This window comes from Microbulbifer maximicatervae (SeqCode) (assembly GCF_052467955.1).
The window spans coordinates 1782501-1798825 of sequence record NZ_CP174329.1; the positions used below are offsets into that span (position 1 = coordinate 1782501).

Sequence of the window (16325 nt, forward strand, 5' to 3'; positions counted from 1 at the left end):
GCGAGGTTGAGTACTAACAATACTCAACATCAAAAATATTGTGTGTCTCTCAAGCACACAATCCGGCGTCCAGGATTTTACCTGGATGTTAAAAGTCGTTAGTAGTCGTTTGTGTTGTATGGTCAAGCGACTAAGCGTATACGGTGGATGCCTTGGCAGCTGGAGGCGATGAAGGACGTAGGAGCCTGCGAAAAGTCTAGGGGAGCTGGCACACAAGCTTTGATCCTAGAATGTCCGAATGGGGAAACCCACTCCTTTTAGGAGTATCCATAACTGAATACATAGGTTATGGAGGCGAACCCGGGGAACTGAAACATCTAAGTACCCGGAGGAAAAGAAATCAACCGAGATTCCCTTAGTAGCGGCGAGCGAACGGGGATTAGCCCTTAAGCTCTTTATGTTTTAGTGGAAGGTTCTGGAAAGTACCGCGATACAGGGTGATAGCCCCGTACACGAAAAGGCATTTAGAGTGAAATCGAGTAGGTCGGGACACGTGTTATCTTGACTGAATATGGGGGGACCATCCTCCAAGGCTAAATACTCCCAGCTGACCGATAGTGAACCAGTACCGTGAGGGAAAGGCGAAAAGAACCCCGGAGAGGGGAGTGAAATAGAACCTGAAACCGTATACGTACAAGCAGTAGGAGCCCTTCGGGGTGACTGCGTACCTTTTGTATAATGGGTCAGCGACTTATTGTCTGTAGCAAGGTTAACCGCTTAGGGGAGCCGTAGAGAAATCGAGTCTTAATAGGGCGTTTAGTTGCAGGCAATAGACCCGAAACCCGGCGATCTATCCATGGGCAGGTTGAAGGTTGAGTAACATCAACTGGAGGACCGAACCCACTAATGTTGAAAAATTAGGGGATGACCTGTGGATCGGAGTGAAAGGCTAATCAAGCCGGGAGATAGCTGGTTCTCCTCGAAAGCTATTTAGGTAGCGCCTCGCGTCTCACCCTCGGGGGTAGAGCACTGTTTGGGCTAGGGGGTCATCCCGACTTACCAACCCCATGCAAACTCCGAATACCGAGGAGTGCAATCGCGGGAGACACACGGCGGGTGCTAACGTCCGTCGTGGAAAGGGAAACAACCCAGACCGCCAGCTAAGGTCCCAAATATCAGTTAAGTGGGAAACGATGTGGGAAGGCCCAGACAGCTAGGAGGTTGGCTTAGAAGCAGCCATCCTTTAAAGAAAGCGTAATAGCTCACTAGTCGAGTCGGCCTGCGCGGAAGATATACCGGGGCTCAAACTGATAACCGAAGCTGCGGATGCTCTTAGGAGCATGGTAGAGGAGCGTTGTGTAAGCCGTTGAAGGTGGATCGGGAGGTCTGCTGGAGGTATCACAAGTGCGAATGCTGACATGAGTAACGATAAGGGAGGTGAAAAACCTCCCCGCCGGAAGACCAAGGGTTCCTGTCCAACGCTAATCGGGACAGGGTTAGTCGACCCCTAAGGCGAGGGCGAAAGCCGTAGTCGATGGGAAACAGGTTAATATTCCTGTACTCGCTATTACTGCGACGGAGTGACGGAGAAGGCTAGGCCGGCATGGCGATTGGTTGTCCATGTTTAAGGTTGTAGGCTGGGGACTTAGGCAAATCCGGGTCCCTAAGGCTGAGAACTGATGACGAAGCCCACTTAGTGGGTGAAGTGGTTGATGCCCTGCTTCCAGGAAAAACTTCTAAGCTTCAGGTAATAGTGAATCGTACTCTAAACCGACACAGGTGGTCAGGTAGAGAATACCAAGGCGCTTGAGAGAACTCTGGTGAAGGAACTAGGCAAAATGGTACCGTAACTTCGGGAGAAGGTACGCCGGTTTTGGTGATGGGACTTGCTCCCTAAGCTGAGGCCGGTCGAAGTGACCAGGTGGCTGCGACTGTTTATTAAAAACATAGCACTCTGCAAACTCGTAAGAGGACGTATAGGGTGTGACGCCTGCCCGGTGCCGGAAGGTTAATTGATGGGGTTAGCTTCGGCGAAGCTCTTGATCGAAGCCCCGGTAAACGGCGGCCGTAACTATAACGGTCCTAAGGTAGCGAAATTCCTTGTCGGGTAAGTTCCGACCTGCACGAATGGCGTAACGATGGCCACGCTGTCTCCACCAGAGACTCAGTGAAATTGAAATCGCTGTTAAGATGCAGTGTACCCGCGGCTAGACGGAAAGACCCCGTGAACCTTTACTACAGCTTTGCACTGAACTTTGAGCCTATTTGTGTAGGATAGGTGGGAGGCTTTGAAGCAGCGACGCTAGTTGTTGTGGAGCCGTCCTTGAAATACCACCCTGGTATGTTTGAGGTTCTAACTCTGGTCCGTTATCCGGATCGAGGACAGTGTATGGTGGGTAGTTTGACTGGGGCGGTCTCCTCCCAAAGAGTAACGGAGGAGTACGAAGGTGCACTCAGCATGGTCGGAAATCATGCAATGAGCATAATGGTATAAGTGCGCTTGACTGCGAGACAGACATGTCGAGCAGGTACGAAAGTAGGTCATAGTGATCCGGTGGTTCTGTATGGAAGGGCCATCGCTCAACGGATAAAAGGTACTCCGGGGATAACAGGCTGATACCGCCCAAGAGTTCACATCGACGGCGGTGTTTGGCACCTCGATGTCGGCTCATCACATCCTGGGGCTGAAGCCGGTCCCAAGGGTATGGCTGTTCGCCATTTAAAGTGGTACGCGAGCTGGGTTTAGAACGTCGTGAGACAGTTCGGTCCCTATCTGCCGTGGGCGTTGGAGATTTGAGAAGAGTTGCTCCTAGTACGAGAGGACCGGAGTGAACGAACCTCTGGTGTTCCGGTTGTCACGCCAGTGGCATTGCCGGGTAGCTATGTTCGGACGGGATAACCGCTGAAAGCATCTAAGCGGGAAGCCTCCTTCAAGATAAGATCTCCCTGAGGCCTTGAGCCTCCTGAAGGGCCGTGGAAGACTACCACGTTGATAGGCTGGGTGTGGAAGCGTTGTGAGGCGTTGAGCTAACCAGTACTAATTGCCCGTGCGGCTTGACCATACAACAGAGATGGTTACTAACGACTAGCTAAGCTAGCGGATTGTGAGTTAGAGACATACGATCGCTTGCGGTGTATTACTACAGATTGTTTTACCGACTTATTTGGGGTTATCGCCGGTCACCAACATGACCGAGGCAAACAGCGATAACGCGGCAGGCCAAGCACATTGCTTATAAGACCAACGCCAACCCAAGCCAGTTTGCCTGACGACAATAGAGTTGTGGAACCACCTGATCCCTTGCCGAACTCAGAAGTGAAACGCAACATCGCCGATGGTAGTGTGGGGCTTCCCCATGTGAGAGTAGGTCATCGTCAGGCTTCTAATCCGAAAAGGGCCACCCAATAGGGTGGCCCTTTTTTTATGGCTGAAAATATTTCAAAAAATAAAGAAAATAGAAAAGCCCCGCCCCAACATGCTGAGTTTTGCTCGCTATACAACGTAGATCTCGGCACGCTCAATATCTGATTACCAGTCTAAAAGCTCTGACTTGTATCAAGAAAATTCAAGGAAAAAATATATAAATCACATTAATTTCTTAGCGGTCAATTTTTTATAGAACAATGGTGCAAGATGGATGTAAAAAACTTGATTTTATTCCAATGATTCTGGATAGTCGCCCGTTGCCTCTTCTTGCTCACTGAGATGATGCTTTTTTGAGCAACTCTTGCGCTAGATACCATAGGTGCAAAAGTTGGCTTCTGGTTTGGGTGAGTAGTCGACGATGACTAAAGACGCATTAAGCCGTATCGGGAAAAACTATAAATACCCGATTGAGAGATGATGGCTACTGCCGCTGGGCGCTAAAAATATTGAAGGAAATTTAGATGCACATTCTTACGCTGTACCAATCAATTTTGCGATGGCTTCTATTGATGACCGTTGCTGTTTCACTGACCGCTTGCGGCGGCGGTGGTAGTGCCGGTGGTGATGATGGAGGTACCACGCCGGAACCAGTCTCTTATAGCATTGATGTCGAGCTGCATGACTTAGAAACTGGTGAGATTCTCCAAAATCCAAATCCAGAAGAGCCGGTGCTTGTCCAAGTTACGGTCAAGCTTGACAATGGAGATCCTGTTGCTTCTGACAATATTACAGTCACAACAACTTTAGGTGAGTTGACCCCTAGTAGTGGAGTTGTGATGACTAATGACAGTGGCGTTGCAACTATAGAGTTAGATGTTGAAGGGCAGGAAGTAGGGAGTGCTGGAGAAGTTATTGTAACCTATGATAGCACCAGTACCGATTCACCGCTCACATTCACAGTTCAAGAGCCCAATTTGCAATTGGGTTATGTAGATGGCAATCAGCAGTTCGTAACTGGTGAGCTGGATATTACTGTCCAGAATTTATCCTCTAGAGGCACCACGCCTGTTAGTGTCTACGTGCAAGGTCCTGATGGCGACCTCTACTCGAAGCGAATGGAAGTGGAATTCTCAAGCAATTGCAGTTTGAGTCTACCAGCTGTTGCAACCCTTGACTCCCCGGTTACGACTATAGAAGGTAAGGCTACCTCAACATATACGGCTGCGGGCTGTGAGGGTGAGGATAGTATTACGGCAGCGTTAGTGAATTATCCGAGCATATCGGCTAGCGGAAAGCTTGATGTGAAGGCTGCAGAGGTCGGCTCTATTGAGTTTGTAGGCGCAGATCCTACGATAATCTCTATTAAAGGTACTGGCGGTAAGGAAACATCAACGCTGCTTTTTCAGGTTTTAAGCAAGGATGACCTGCCAATAAGTGGAGTTGAAGTTAATTTTGCTTTGTCCACAGAAGCAGGTGATGCAACTCTTACTAACGATTCAGGTACGACTAATGCGGATGGTGAAGTAACGGCACTGGTTTCTTCTGGTACTGTGGCGACGCCGGTTTCAGTAGTAGCCTCCATAACCGTCGATGGGGGGGAGGTTGTATCCACCGTATCTGATGAGTTGGTGGTCTCTGTAGGTATCCCTGACCAAAATTCTTTTGATGTGGCTGCTACTGTTTTAAACCCAGGTGGCGATACCTTTAACGGCGCAACCTCAACAGTTACTGTTTACGCTGGTGATGCCTTTAATAATAAGGTTCCCGATGGAACTGCAATTACTTTCACCACAGAGTATGGACGTATAACTGGATCTTGCACCACGATTGATGGCAACTGTTCAGTAGATTGGACTAGTCAGGACCCCCGCAAGCCCGAGTCCTATACATTTGTTGGTGTTGACGGTCAAGCTCACTCGGTTCGAACTATTTTTAACACGACTTGCCCCGAAACTGGGCTTACGGGTGTTCCATGCCCGGTGTCTTTAGGGCAGCCGTATGGTGCTCGCTCAACAATTCTCGCATATGCGTTTGGGCAAGAAACTTTTACTGATGCCAATGGTAATGGGCGCTTTGATACTGGTGAAGACTTTACCGATTTACCAGAGGCATTTTTGGACCACAATGAGGATGGAGAGTTCGGGAACTCTGGCAATGCTGGTAGCTGCTACCCCGATTGTCCCGAGGTAGCTGGCGATGAAGATTGGCCTGCTGATTTGAATAATAATGGAGTCTACGATCAGGGTAATGGTATTTACAATGGTGTTCTCTGTTCAGATGAAGCAGAGGCAGATGGAAGTTGCACTAAAGAGCTGATTCATGTACGTAAGCAGGTAGAACTCCTGGTTTCGGGAGATTACCCATACGGGATATTTGAAACCGCTGCTGGTGATTTTCTAAAGCGGCCTAGTATCGATATTTCTAGCGATGAAACTGGAACAGTAGATTTTTATCTCTCTGATAAATACAACGGTCGTTTACCTCTGGGGACGACGGTTAATGTTGAGTCGGATTATTGCGAAGTGTGGCCTGAGTCCTGGGCAGTTGGAAATACTAGCGCCCAAGGGCCTAGCATAGTTCCTATCACTGTGAATGCCCCTAATGGCGCTGTACCAGAGGGGGCTGATTTCGTAAAGGTAACGGTTAATGTTCCAGCGCAAGAAGGCAGTTCGGGCGCTGGCGCTAGTAGCCTCTTTCAATTCTCATGCGCCTACGACCTGTGTGTTAACTCGCCAGAGGATTCTCGATGTGAATAAGGTGGCGTGATCACGACTTTGATATCTACCGGGCCGCAATAGCGGCCCGGTTTCATTTCGGAGAGGCAAAATTAAGATTTGCCACAAATTAGTTTTCTTTAACCTTAGTAAGTGGGAAATATGATAATGAATCTTGCGACTAGCTCGGTATAGGTCTCGTTGGGCCATGCCGGACCTGGGAAGCGTTATGGATAGATTTGCTTCATGGGTGCATGTGGCGTCTTTCTAGAGCATTCTCACTCACTCCTTCTCCCAACTTTCTTCTTTCTCGGTGGGAAGTAATTGCTTCTCCTGCCTCTAGATTGTTGGCTCTGATGCCAAAAAGCATGTCTAGTTCCCATTTTGTGATTGCAGCAGCGACAAGCCTCGATGTAAGAGGCTGAAATGAGAATTGGGCGGTAAGATTGGTCAAAACCGGTAAAAGGAGAATTGCCAGTGAATGGGCTAGGACGCATTTTAATAATTTTAATGGTTTCCGGGAGTTTGGGTGTAATTAATGGTTGCGCCGAGGACACGAAAGCGATTGCAGAGGGTAGGGTAGCTGATCAGCATGCTGTCGCTGCGAGAATAGGAGGGAGGGAAGTTACTGTACAAGAACTGGACAGAGATCTTCAGTTTGTTTTGTACGATATCGCGGAGATGGAACACAAGCTGCGCCTGAATAAGCTTCATGAGTTTATTTCTGAAACCTCAGGGGCTGGTACAGATGTTGAAATTCTTCTGCCTGCTCCTAAGCCGCCGCGCATCGAGCTCTCCTATGAGAACAGGGCTGTACGTGGTAATCCTGAAGCGCCTGTAACAGTAGCCGTTTTTTGTTCTTTTCAGTCCCCTCACTGTAAGTCTTTCCAGCCTGTACTGAGGCAGCTATTAAGTGAATATCCTGGTTGGGTGCGACAGGTTAATTTTGATTTTCCCTTAAAGTTTCACCGCGAGGGCGTTAGGGCGGCTGTTTCCGCTCGATGTGCTGGGGATCAAGATACTTTCTGGGAGTACCACGATGCCCTTTATGTAAGAACCCCAAATTTAGGAGATAGCGCATACATTCAGACGGCCAAGCACTTGTCGGTTGATAGCGCTTACTTTGCAAGTTGTGTAGAGGATGAAAGTTATAGGGCGCTAGTCCTCAAGGATCAAGAAACAGCTTTACAGCTGGGGCTCAAAAACGTACCGGTGGTTTTTATCAATGGACTCTACTTAAAGGGGAAGCGATCCTTTGAGCAGTATTCTTATTGGGTAGAAAGGGAGTTGGCGAAACTTAATATAGATCAAAAACAAAAGCATACCTGGGAGCAACAGAGAAATAGTAAAAATAAACTTCCCGTAACGAATCTTCCTCTTGCTCTAGTGGGTATTAGTGAATCGAGCATAGAAAATAAGTCTAAAGCTCTAGTAGAAGTAGAGGGGCAGAAGGCTCGATATTATTCCTTGGGGCAGCCACTTCTCAAAGATGTTTCCTTGAGGAGTTTGGAGGGTAGCTATGCTGTTATTAACAATCAGGGCACACTGGAGCGTTTATTACTTCAAGGCGAGGAAGGTAATACGGTGTCTTTAACTTATTCTCGTCAGCACACTGAGGAACTGCGCCAGCGCATTGAACAGCCTCATGGTGAGAAAGGAAAAAAATTAATTGAGCCTGCGGGAGTGTTGACTCTTGGACAAGAGTGGCTATCGAAACAGCTTGAGCAGCGCGAATCCTTAGAGGCCAAGTTTACCAAGGCGGAATTAGAAGTTGAAGGGCACCATTTGATACGTCTGGAGGGTGTGGCTGGCAATGAATTTTTTACTGCGTTGGGATTTGAGGATAATGATGTACTATTGAGAGTCAACGATAGTTGGGTTCACAGTGGTCAAAATGGGTTGTGGAGTGCCCTTGCCAGTGGAAAGGTAATAGATGTAGCTTTTATGAGGAAAGGTTTGCCACACCGATTACAGTATGTGGTTGAAGAGCTTGGCTACTTTGAAGAAAAGTCAGAATAGCCAGTTATACGAGGGGGCGTTGGTCATCACTAGGGTTGTAGTAAATAGTGATAATGTAGCTAGCAGGGCAGCTGTTGAAAGCAGTTCCGCAAGGCCAATACCCCCTTGTCCGGTTTGCCTGGCGGTTATAGATCAATAGAGTCACCGGCCCTATGTCGAGGTGGGAGTTTTTCCTGATAATGGCTTATTTTAGGTCTCAAAATAACCCCTCATAGATTAACCTGCGGTTTCCTTGGGGAAGTGTGGTGAAATCTTAAATGGTAGCGCGGGGCTGTAATTATTTAGTTTCCCGCTACTTTTGTGTGGCAAGCTGGAGTGTTTATTTTGGGGGACTTTGATGTCAAAAGAACCATTCAATTATAAAGTTGCTTGGTTTATCAATGTTCGAGGCTTAAATTTCAGAAGGATAGTCTAAAAGTAGTTGCTAACTCAATTTGTCTAATATTGAAACATTGGCGATGATGGTTGAAATAGTGAGAAAAGCTAGCGGGTACATTTTACGCCAACGTTAAAGCTGTAAACAAAAGACCTATCGCTATTGCCAAGCTCTTCTTCTAAGGCCGGGTTAAAAATAAACTTACTTTTAAAGAAATCGGGAATTCTTCTCTTTGTAATAAAGTGACGCATACATAATATACAGTTTTCATTGCCAGCTGAGTGTATTGAGTTTAGTAGGGAAATGAAGTTTTCTTCGTTGAGATAAGCGGAAACATCAGAAATCGAAAATTTGTCAATTTTGGTTTCTAGTCGATCTAAATATGTTTCTAGTGGTGATGTTACTGTTTCTATGATGGAGTTATTTAATGCATCCTTTATTGCCGGATAATTTTTTTTCTCTAAATATAAAGGTAGTCCATGTTCTGGGTTATATTTTCCCGTTAATAAGAAAGTCATAAAGAAATTTTCAAGGATCAGGTGATTCATTAGGGAGTGATCCATCCTGCTTATCAAATACTTGGGAATCGATACTTGTTGAGGAACATGCTGGTAGAATCCGGGGTCTTTCAGGAAAAGCCTGAAGATAGACTCGCTGGTTAGAAAGTGCAAAAAGTGTTTCCAGGCTGGGCTATTCCATTTTTGCTCAACAAATTTACGTTGCTCTTCAATGTTCTTGAATGTGACTAGCGTTCTTATCTTGCTTGGGCGAATAGTTTTAATGATGGTACTAATCAATTTAAAGTGTTTCTCAAAGGCTCCTTCGAAGATGGCTCCCCTCTTGATTGTTTTTGTATTTTCTGTCCAAAATGATTCTGCTTCTTTTGAGAGGTGATGTTTTATTTTGTTGTAAGTATGCAATCTTTTATTGCATGGAAGAATCCCTATAAATTTCAGGAAATCCTCATAATTTAACTCCTGTATTCCGGCTTTTTTAAGTTCTAAGAGGTGGTTTTGGCAAGGGTTTAGATCGATTGCGGTTATTTTTTTAGGTTTGTCTAACAAGAGGCTTAATACGCGATCTCCGCCGCCAGTAACACATAAAATATTGTCATTTTCATTTATATTTAAGGCTTTTAATTCGGATCTGGAGTCTTCATTTGGGCCGGAGTAACTGATTCTGTTTGCGTAAGTGGATTGTAATATGTCATTGGGGCTAATCATGATATGTTTGATTGGGGGGTTGTTTCAATAACTTGTTTGGTTTAAAAAATAGTCCACAATCTTGGTTAGGTAGCTATTGCTATTGCGCCATTGGTTTTGTACAGAGTGGCCTAATACTCTTTGGCTATTTTTACTGCAAAATCTAAAGTCACTGTTCAAAAAGGGACCGTTTTGCATTCTATTAATGATCTTAAGTAGGCGCTTCTCCAATTCAGACAAATTATTTAATGCTGTGTGATCATCTTGAAGCTGTCTTAGGTCTAGATTAAAATAAATCCGATTAAATTGAACAAAGTCATCGATTGTCATTGGCTTGGAATCTGCAATGTTAAAATATTGACTTGCTGTGGTTTCATGATTGTCTGAGATGTTTAATATCGCATCGCAACAAACATCTACAGGGATAATGTTAATGGGTCTACCTGAAAGATACTTTAAATGAATAGGTAGTTTTACATTTTTTTCTTTTAATCGATTTAGCAGCTTCACATATTCATAGTAGCCAGACTGGGAATCTGTATAACCGGTCACTGAGTCACCTAAAACAATCGTAGGCCTGTAAATCGTATACTGTAGGTTTTTGGATGCCGAGATTAAGTTTTCTGCCATATTTTTAGTGTAATCATAGGCGTTAAAAAACTCTTTTGGCTGATAGAGGATCTCCTCGATTGTCTCCCCGTTAGCGTAGTCCTTACCGCCAATAAAGCTAGTCGATATTTGATTGAGTCGACATTTGGTTGTTACTGCGATGTCAATGAGTCGCTTTACACCATTGACGTTAGTATTCATGCTTTGCTGCAAATTGCTAAAGCTGTAACGCATATCTGCTGCACAATTCCATATGGAATCAATGTGTAAGGAGCATAATTGGCTGTAAGGTGTAGAAGACATCCCCAAGCTGGGTTTGTTCAAGTCACCTGATATGATTGTAAGCCGATTGAAGTCATTCTCTGTGAGCTTATAAATAGGATTGACAGCGCTATTTTTTTGCTTGAGTTGTTCGAGTCGATTGTGGATATCACTTCGAGCAATCAAAACTACATTGAAGCCTTTTCTTAATAATCCCCACGTCAAGTATTGGCCTATAAAGCCAAAGCCACCGATAATGAGCTGTATTCTTTTTAATTCTTTTATTTTAGAAATTTTTTTCAAAACATGTTGATCTTGATTTATTAAATTATGCGAATCAGTCATGGGGTTGAAGTGGGATTTTTCTATAGGCTAAGTAGTATTGCTCTTCCATTAAATTATTTATGGTTGCTGCTTTTTTTATTAAAAAATACAAAATATGTACTAAAGCAGATTTTTTCACAAGGGCGCCTGTTACTGAAGTAGCGAGATTGTTCATCCGGTTTCAGAGGTTAATAGGCTGTAGGTAAAATTAGAAAGTAGTATTGAGCGGTAGACACAGCACAACGTGATTGTCCATGGTGATAGTTGTACCACTAACTCTAACTATGGAGTTTCAGTTGGGTATCGTAGAATAATTGTAGTAGATCTGAGTAGATCGTTCATATATTGACTGCATATCCATTTGTCCCAGCAGTCGAGATCAAGAATAATTCAGGTGCTTCTCCTTGAGCCTTGAGTGCATTAATTTCTTGTCCCAATTGCTTATGGAAGGTTTGGTGTTTATTGTAAAAGAAACTTTCGCTAAACCGATTTTCTAACCCAGGTCAATACGGGTAAACAAATTTTGGGATTCATGGTGACCTGAGTGGTTTGTCGAGGTTGTAGTATGTGCGGGCTAGTAAAATTTGAATAAACTGGTTTTACGAGATCGCTCTCAATTAGCTTAAGTGACTATTTTCTCTTGTGACAGGAATGGGGTGAGGAGTGCTCTTACCAGTGGAAAAGTAATTGATGTCGCCTTTATGAGAAAGGGTTTGCCGCATAGATTGCAGTATGTGGTTGAAGAGAATGGTTACTTTGATGAGGATTTAGGTAAGTGAATTGATTAGGGCCCGCGCTACTTTATTGCGGGCCCTGAATTTACCGAGCAGTAAAAGTTACTTATTTATCCGGATTTCCTTGCCATAGTAGGTCAGCGACAATATTTTGCCCTTGGATACTGGGATGGAAACAATCTCCACCATCAATATCGTCTTTATTGAATTGAAAAGTCCCGGCATTTAATTCACTCTCGCCGGTATATTCAGCAACAACTTCTACCCCGTTCATACCGTTGTAACTTTCTGCTTCCTCAACAAGGATTTCGTTATAACGTTGTTGGGCTGCGGCTATTCCGTTATAACGAGTAGCAAAGCTCTCTCCATTCATCGAGCCGCCATTTGTTGCAATTCGGCAAATTCCGAAAGTCGACCAGACACTCTCGCAATCTACGCGGGAATTACCGCTTTGCTTATCCAGACCAGCTGCCCGGAGATCGTGTACTCGTGGTACTGAGCCGAGTACTATCGTTGAACCGTTAGGGAGACCATCGACTAATTTGTCCAGTCCAGCTTGAACTGCCGAGCGCCACTCGCTATCGGTGTAGAGTGGATCGTTACAGTTGGCTGGATCGACGCATTCCCGGTTACAGATGTCATTACCACCCAATACTACCTCGACATGATCAGGTAAATTACTTTGGGATAGAATCCGATCGGCTTGAGTGGAGAAGTTGTCGCCTCCACTACGCATCTCAGCACCGGATTCCGCTGCGCTTTTATTGGCAGCCATATTGGGGTAGTTAACTTTATATTTATCGTGAACACTCTCCACTGAATTGTCGTCGCCGTCAAACCAGGAATGCTCGGGTTGGTCTCCGCCGAGAAGACAAAACAGGTCCCAGAAATACTTATTGCGGGTACAGTCTGCACCGAATGCCATGGTAATACTGTCACCCGCAGCAACAGACTTGGAGGGGGCTGCCATTGCTGGCTGTATCGACAAGATGCTCAAACAGAGCGTTACTAGAACTCCATATTTATTCAACATTGTATTTTCTCCCACACCGACTTTCGCCGTAAGTTGTTATCGTTTTTTTCACTGCTCCGGTAAACGAGAAGGAGTGTAGGACGCACTCAGGTGTTGTGAGTGGTGAATGTTTGAGACCCTTTGGTCAGTTATCAATAAATTGAAGTCTGTTGGAGTTTTGTCGCCAAGAGCATTGATTACTTTATTGCGGTTCAAAGCTTTAGTTTTTCTGGCACAGTTTTATGCCATCTGTTCTTCCTCTGGTGCTTCCACTATACTGCGCTCTACTTGTCGGAGTGCCTGTGGGCTGAGATCGCTGTTGCGAGATCCGTTGAACCTGATCGGGGTAACCCCCGCGTAGGGAACAAGATCTGAAGTCGCCTGTTTTGTTACAGTTTGGCGTCTTTTCTCTTTGTATGTGCCCTGGATGCTGCGACCTTTAAATTCCCAAGTTTTAAGGTTACGCATGTCTGAGATCATTGAACAATCCGGTAAAGCCGGAAAGTCCTCCCGCGCTGCCAGTCGCGATTCCGCTAAAGAATTTCTTGAGAATCTCACGGTTCAGTCTTTCCCTAACTCGAGCAAGGTGTATTTGCCCGGTGAAACTGCCGACATCCAGGTTGGTGCTCGTCAGATCTGTTTGGGAGATAGTTTGGTAGGTGGGGATGCAGAGAATCCGGTGTTTGAACCCAATGAGCCCCTCACCATTTACGATACTTCGGGCCCCTATTCCGAGCCCAATTTTAAAGTGGATGTACGGGAAGGGCTGCCCAAATTGCGCCAGGGCTGGATAGAGGCCCGTAGAGATACCGAACTGCTGGATTCTCGCCAGGCGGCCTACAGCCAGAAGCGTATGGCGGACCAGGGGTTGGATCATATCCGCTTTGAAAACCTTCCCAGTCCTCGCCGGGCCAAACCGGGACAGAATGTATCTCAGATGCACTATGCCCGCCGCGGCATTATTACCCCAGAGATGGAATTTATCGCAGTGCGCGAAAATATGGGGCGAGCCAAGTTGGCAGCGGAAATGAGTGAAAGTGAATACCAGAAGGCACGTGATGGTATTTACATCCCCGAGCAAATCACGCCGGAATTTGTGCGCCGGGAAGTTGCAGAAGGGCGGGCAATTATCCCGGCGAATATTAATCACCCGGAAGTGGAGCCGATGATTATCGGGCGCAACTTCCTGTGCAAGGTGAATGCAAATATTGGTAATTCTGCTGTGACTTCTTCCATTGAAGAGGAAGTGGAGAAACTGGTTTGGTCTACCAAGTGGGGCGCGGACACGGTGATGGATCTGTCTACCGGTGCCAATATCCACGAAACCCGCGAGTGGATTCTGCGAAACTCGCCAGTGCCCATCGGTACTGTGCCAATTTACCAGGCGCTGGAGAAAGTAAACGGAATTGCTGAAGATCTTAACTGGGATGTGTTCCGCGACACCTTGATTGAGCAGGCGGAGCAGGGGGTGGATTACTTCACTATTCATGCTGGCGTGCTTTTGCGCTATGTGCCGCTCACTGCCAAACGTATGACCGGGATTGTCTCTCGCGGTGGTTCCATTATGGCCAAATGGTGTCTCGCCCATCACCAAGAGAATTTCCTCTACACCCACTTCGAGGAAATCTGTGAGATTATGAAGGCTTACGATGTGAGCTTTAGTCTCGGTGATGGCCTGCGCCCGGGCTCCATTGCGGATGCTAACGATGAAGCCCAGTTTGGCGAGCTGCACACGCTTGGCGAGCTGACTGAAATTGCCTGGAAGCACGATGTTCAGACGATGATCGAAGGCCCCGGTCATGTGGCTATCCATAAGATCAAAGAAAATATGGATGAGCAGCTGAAGCGCTGCCACGGCGCACCTTTCTACACTCTAGGTCCATTGACCACGGATATTGCTCCAGGCTACGACCACATTACTTCCGGCATCGGCGCTGCACTTATCGGCACTTACGGTTGCGCCATGCTCTGCTATGTGACCCCCAAAGAGCACCTGGGCCTACCCAATAAAGAGGATGTTAAAGAGGGCCTTATGGCCTATAAGATTGCGGCTCATGCCGCAGACCTGGCCAAAGGGCATCCGCGGGCACAGAAGCGCGATGACGCCCTGTCAAAAGCCCGCTTTGAATTCCGTTGGGAAGACCAGTTCAATCTCGGTTTGGACCCGGAGCGGGCACGCACCTATCACGATGAAACCTTGCCAAAGGAATCCGGCAAGGTAGCTCACTTCTGCTCCATGTGCGGCCCGAAATTCTGCTCCATGAAAATTACCCAGGATGTGCGCGATTATGCGGCCAAGCAGGAAGCGGCACAGGGCATGGAGGAAATGTCGATTAAATTTAAGGACATGGGTAGCGAGATTTATCACAAGGGCTAATGAGTATTTTGGGGGAGAGTCCTCTCCCCCAAGAATCGGATAGCAAAAGTATGGCGAGTGCATAGCGCATATCGCTGGGTGTCGATTTGGATTTGCGAAGATAGGTGGTCTGTGACAAGCGAAACCAAAGCCAAAGTAGCTATTGCCGGTGGCGGCCTGTTAGGTCGCTTGCTCGCCTGGCGGCTCTGCCAACGGGAACTGGATATTACCCTGTTTGAAGCGGGTGATCTGTCGGCACCAGTCGGGGGAGCTTGCTGGACGGCAGCGGGAATGATCTCACCACTATCGGAATTGGTGCACAGCGATAAACAGGTTTACAACCTGGGGCTGAAAAGCCTTGAGATTTGGTCTGAGTGGGTCCGGCAGTTGGAGGAGCAGAGCGGGCAGGACGTGGAATACCGCCGAGCGGGCTCAGTGCTGGTTGCTCATGGCAAGGATAAAAGTGAGCTGCTGCAATTCCTGAGGGAGCTACAGGGCAAGTTGGGCGAGTCTGCCAGGGAGCAGGTGCAGCCACTCGATTGCAATACTTTAGCGAAATTAGAGCCCTCCTTACACGGCTTTGAACAGGGGCTTTACCTGCGGGGTGAGGCGGATATCAATAATCACCGCCTATTGCCTGCGTTACTCAGCGTATTGCGCCGAGGTGCAGTCACTCTGCGAGAGCAAAGCAAGGTAAATTGCGAAGCCGGGTATATCTCTGTGAACTCGGAGTGCGAACAATTTGATTGCGTGATCGACTGCCGTGGTCTCGGTGCCAAGGGGCAGATTGAAGGCTTACGCGGTGTCCGTGGTGAGGTGATGGTGGTGGAATCCCGGGAAGTGGTTTTGCAGCGTCCAGTGCGACTGCTCCACCCGCGCTATAAGCTCTACGCTGTACCACGCAGCGATGGGCGCACAGTAATTGGTGCCACGGAAATTGAGAGCGAAGACCAGTCGCCCATTTCCGTGCGCTCCAGTATGGAATTGTCTTCCGCGCTTTACTCCCTCAACCCGGCTTTTGCCGAGGCTCGTATTGTTGAGACCCGCGTAAATTGTCGCCCCGCCACTATGGATAATATGCCTTATATCCACAGCGAGGATGGGCTGATTAGGGTGAATGGCCTTTACCGTCACGGTTATCTTTTAGCGCCGGCAGTAGTGGAGCAAGTGGAGAATCAAGTGGCACAACAACTGTTACAGGTGGTTTGATGCAGGTACTAATTAATGGGGAAACACAGAGCCTTGAATCCCCGCTAAAACTCTCTGCGCTTTTACAGCAGCTCGGCTATCGCGGAGAAACATTTGCCGTTGCGATCAACGGTGGATTTATTCCCCGTACGGAATATAGCAATACACAGATAAATAACGGCGATAGCCTGGATATTGTTGCTCCGGTAGTGGGGGGGTAAAG

Annotated in this window: 8 protein-coding genes, 2 rRNA genes and 1 riboswitch; of the genes, 7 read left to right on the forward strand and 3 right to left on the reverse strand. The window is 46.9% G+C overall.

Annotated elements, in window-relative coordinates; genetic code table 11:
* The first annotated feature begins 120 nt into the window (after positions 1-120).
* The 4 genes from ACJJI5_RS07550 to ACJJI5_RS07565 all read left to right on the forward strand — a co-directional run bounded on the left by ACJJI5_RS07550 (position 121) and on the right by ACJJI5_RS07565 (position 8040).
* Positions 121-3002: ribosomal RNA gene (locus tag ACJJI5_RS07550) — 23S ribosomal RNA — on the forward strand.
* 203 nt (positions 3003-3205) lie between these two features.
* A 5S ribosomal RNA gene (rrf, locus tag ACJJI5_RS07555) occupies positions 3206-3321 on the forward strand.
* 507 nt (positions 3322-3828) lie between these two features.
* A complete protein-coding gene (locus ACJJI5_RS07560; protein ID WP_445355909.1) occupies positions 3829-6063 on the forward strand; it encodes a hypothetical protein in 2235 nt (744 codons plus the stop codon).
* A 435-nt stretch (positions 6064-6498) separates the two neighbouring features.
* A complete protein-coding gene (locus ACJJI5_RS07565; protein ID WP_445355910.1) occupies positions 6499-8040 on the forward strand; it encodes a thioredoxin domain-containing protein in 1542 nt (513 codons plus the stop codon).
* A gap of 483 nt (positions 8041-8523) precedes the next feature.
* Here the strand turns inward: ACJJI5_RS07565 and ACJJI5_RS07570 are convergent, their stop codons facing one another.
* The 3 genes from ACJJI5_RS07570 to ACJJI5_RS07580 all read right to left on the reverse strand — a co-directional run bounded on the left by ACJJI5_RS07570 (position 8524) and on the right by ACJJI5_RS07580 (position 12579).
* A complete protein-coding gene (locus ACJJI5_RS07570; protein ID WP_445355911.1) occupies positions 8524-9639 on the reverse strand; it encodes a DUF3419 family protein in 1116 nt (371 codons plus the stop codon).
* 24 nt (positions 9640-9663) lie between these two features.
* Complete coding sequence (locus ACJJI5_RS07575; protein ID WP_445355912.1) at positions 9664-10833, reverse strand: SDR family oxidoreductase; 1170 nt, start codon at positions 10831-10833, stop codon at positions 9664-9666.
* Positions 10834-11652: 819 nt separating this feature from the next.
* The gene (locus tag ACJJI5_RS07580) at positions 11653-12579 is read right to left on the reverse strand and encodes an SGNH/GDSL hydrolase family protein (RefSeq protein ID WP_445355913.1); all 927 of its coding nucleotides are present in this window, start codon (positions 12577-12579) and stop codon (positions 11653-11655) included.
* Positions 12580-12840: 261 nt separating this feature from the next.
* Positions 12841-12939, forward strand: a riboswitch (TPP riboswitch).
* Between the two features lie 85 nt (positions 12940-13024).
* On the opposite strand from ACJJI5_RS07580, the gene thiC reads away from it, so the two are divergent.
* From thiC to thiS, 3 genes are all read left to right on the forward strand, one after another.
* Positions 13025-14935, forward strand: a complete 1911-nt coding sequence (thiC, locus tag ACJJI5_RS07585) for a phosphomethylpyrimidine synthase ThiC (RefSeq protein ID WP_445355914.1) — start codon at positions 13025-13027, stop codon at positions 14933-14935.
* Between the two features lie 111 nt (positions 14936-15046).
* Positions 15047-16123, forward strand: coding sequence for a glycine oxidase ThiO (gene thiO, locus ACJJI5_RS07590; protein WP_445355915.1), 1077 nt, complete (start codon positions 15047-15049; stop codon positions 16121-16123).
* Entirely contained in the window at positions 16123-16323 is a 201-nt protein-coding gene (gene thiS, locus ACJJI5_RS07595) for a sulfur carrier protein ThiS (RefSeq protein ID WP_108734077.1), read from the forward strand. Before thiO ends, thiS begins: the two co-directional genes overlap by 1 nt.
* The last annotated feature ends 2 nt before the right edge of the window (positions 16324-16325 follow it).

What these genes read in the sequence shown, in the direction of transcription:
- ACJJI5_RS07560 (WP_445355909.1), top strand. Translation starts at nt 3,829, where the DNA reads ATGCACATTCTTACGCTGTACCAATCAATTTTGCGATGGCTTCTATTG.
- ACJJI5_RS07570 (WP_445355911.1), bottom strand. Translation starts at nt 9,639, where the DNA reads ATGATTAGCCCCAATGACATATTACAATCCACTTACGCAAACAGAATC.
- ACJJI5_RS07575 (WP_445355912.1), bottom strand. Translation starts at nt 10,833, where the DNA reads ATGACTGATTCGCATAATTTAATAAATCAAGATCAACATGTTTTGAAA.
- ACJJI5_RS07580 (WP_445355913.1), bottom strand. Translation starts at nt 12,579, where the DNA reads ATGTTGAATAAATATGGAGTTCTAGTAACGCTCTGTTTGAGCATCTTG.
- thiC (WP_445355914.1), top strand. Translation starts at nt 13,025, where the DNA reads ATGTCTGAGATCATTGAACAATCCGGTAAAGCCGGAAAGTCCTCCCGC.
- thiS (WP_108734077.1), top strand. Translation starts at nt 16,123, where the DNA reads ATGCAGGTACTAATTAATGGGGAAACACAGAGCCTTGAATCCCCGCTA.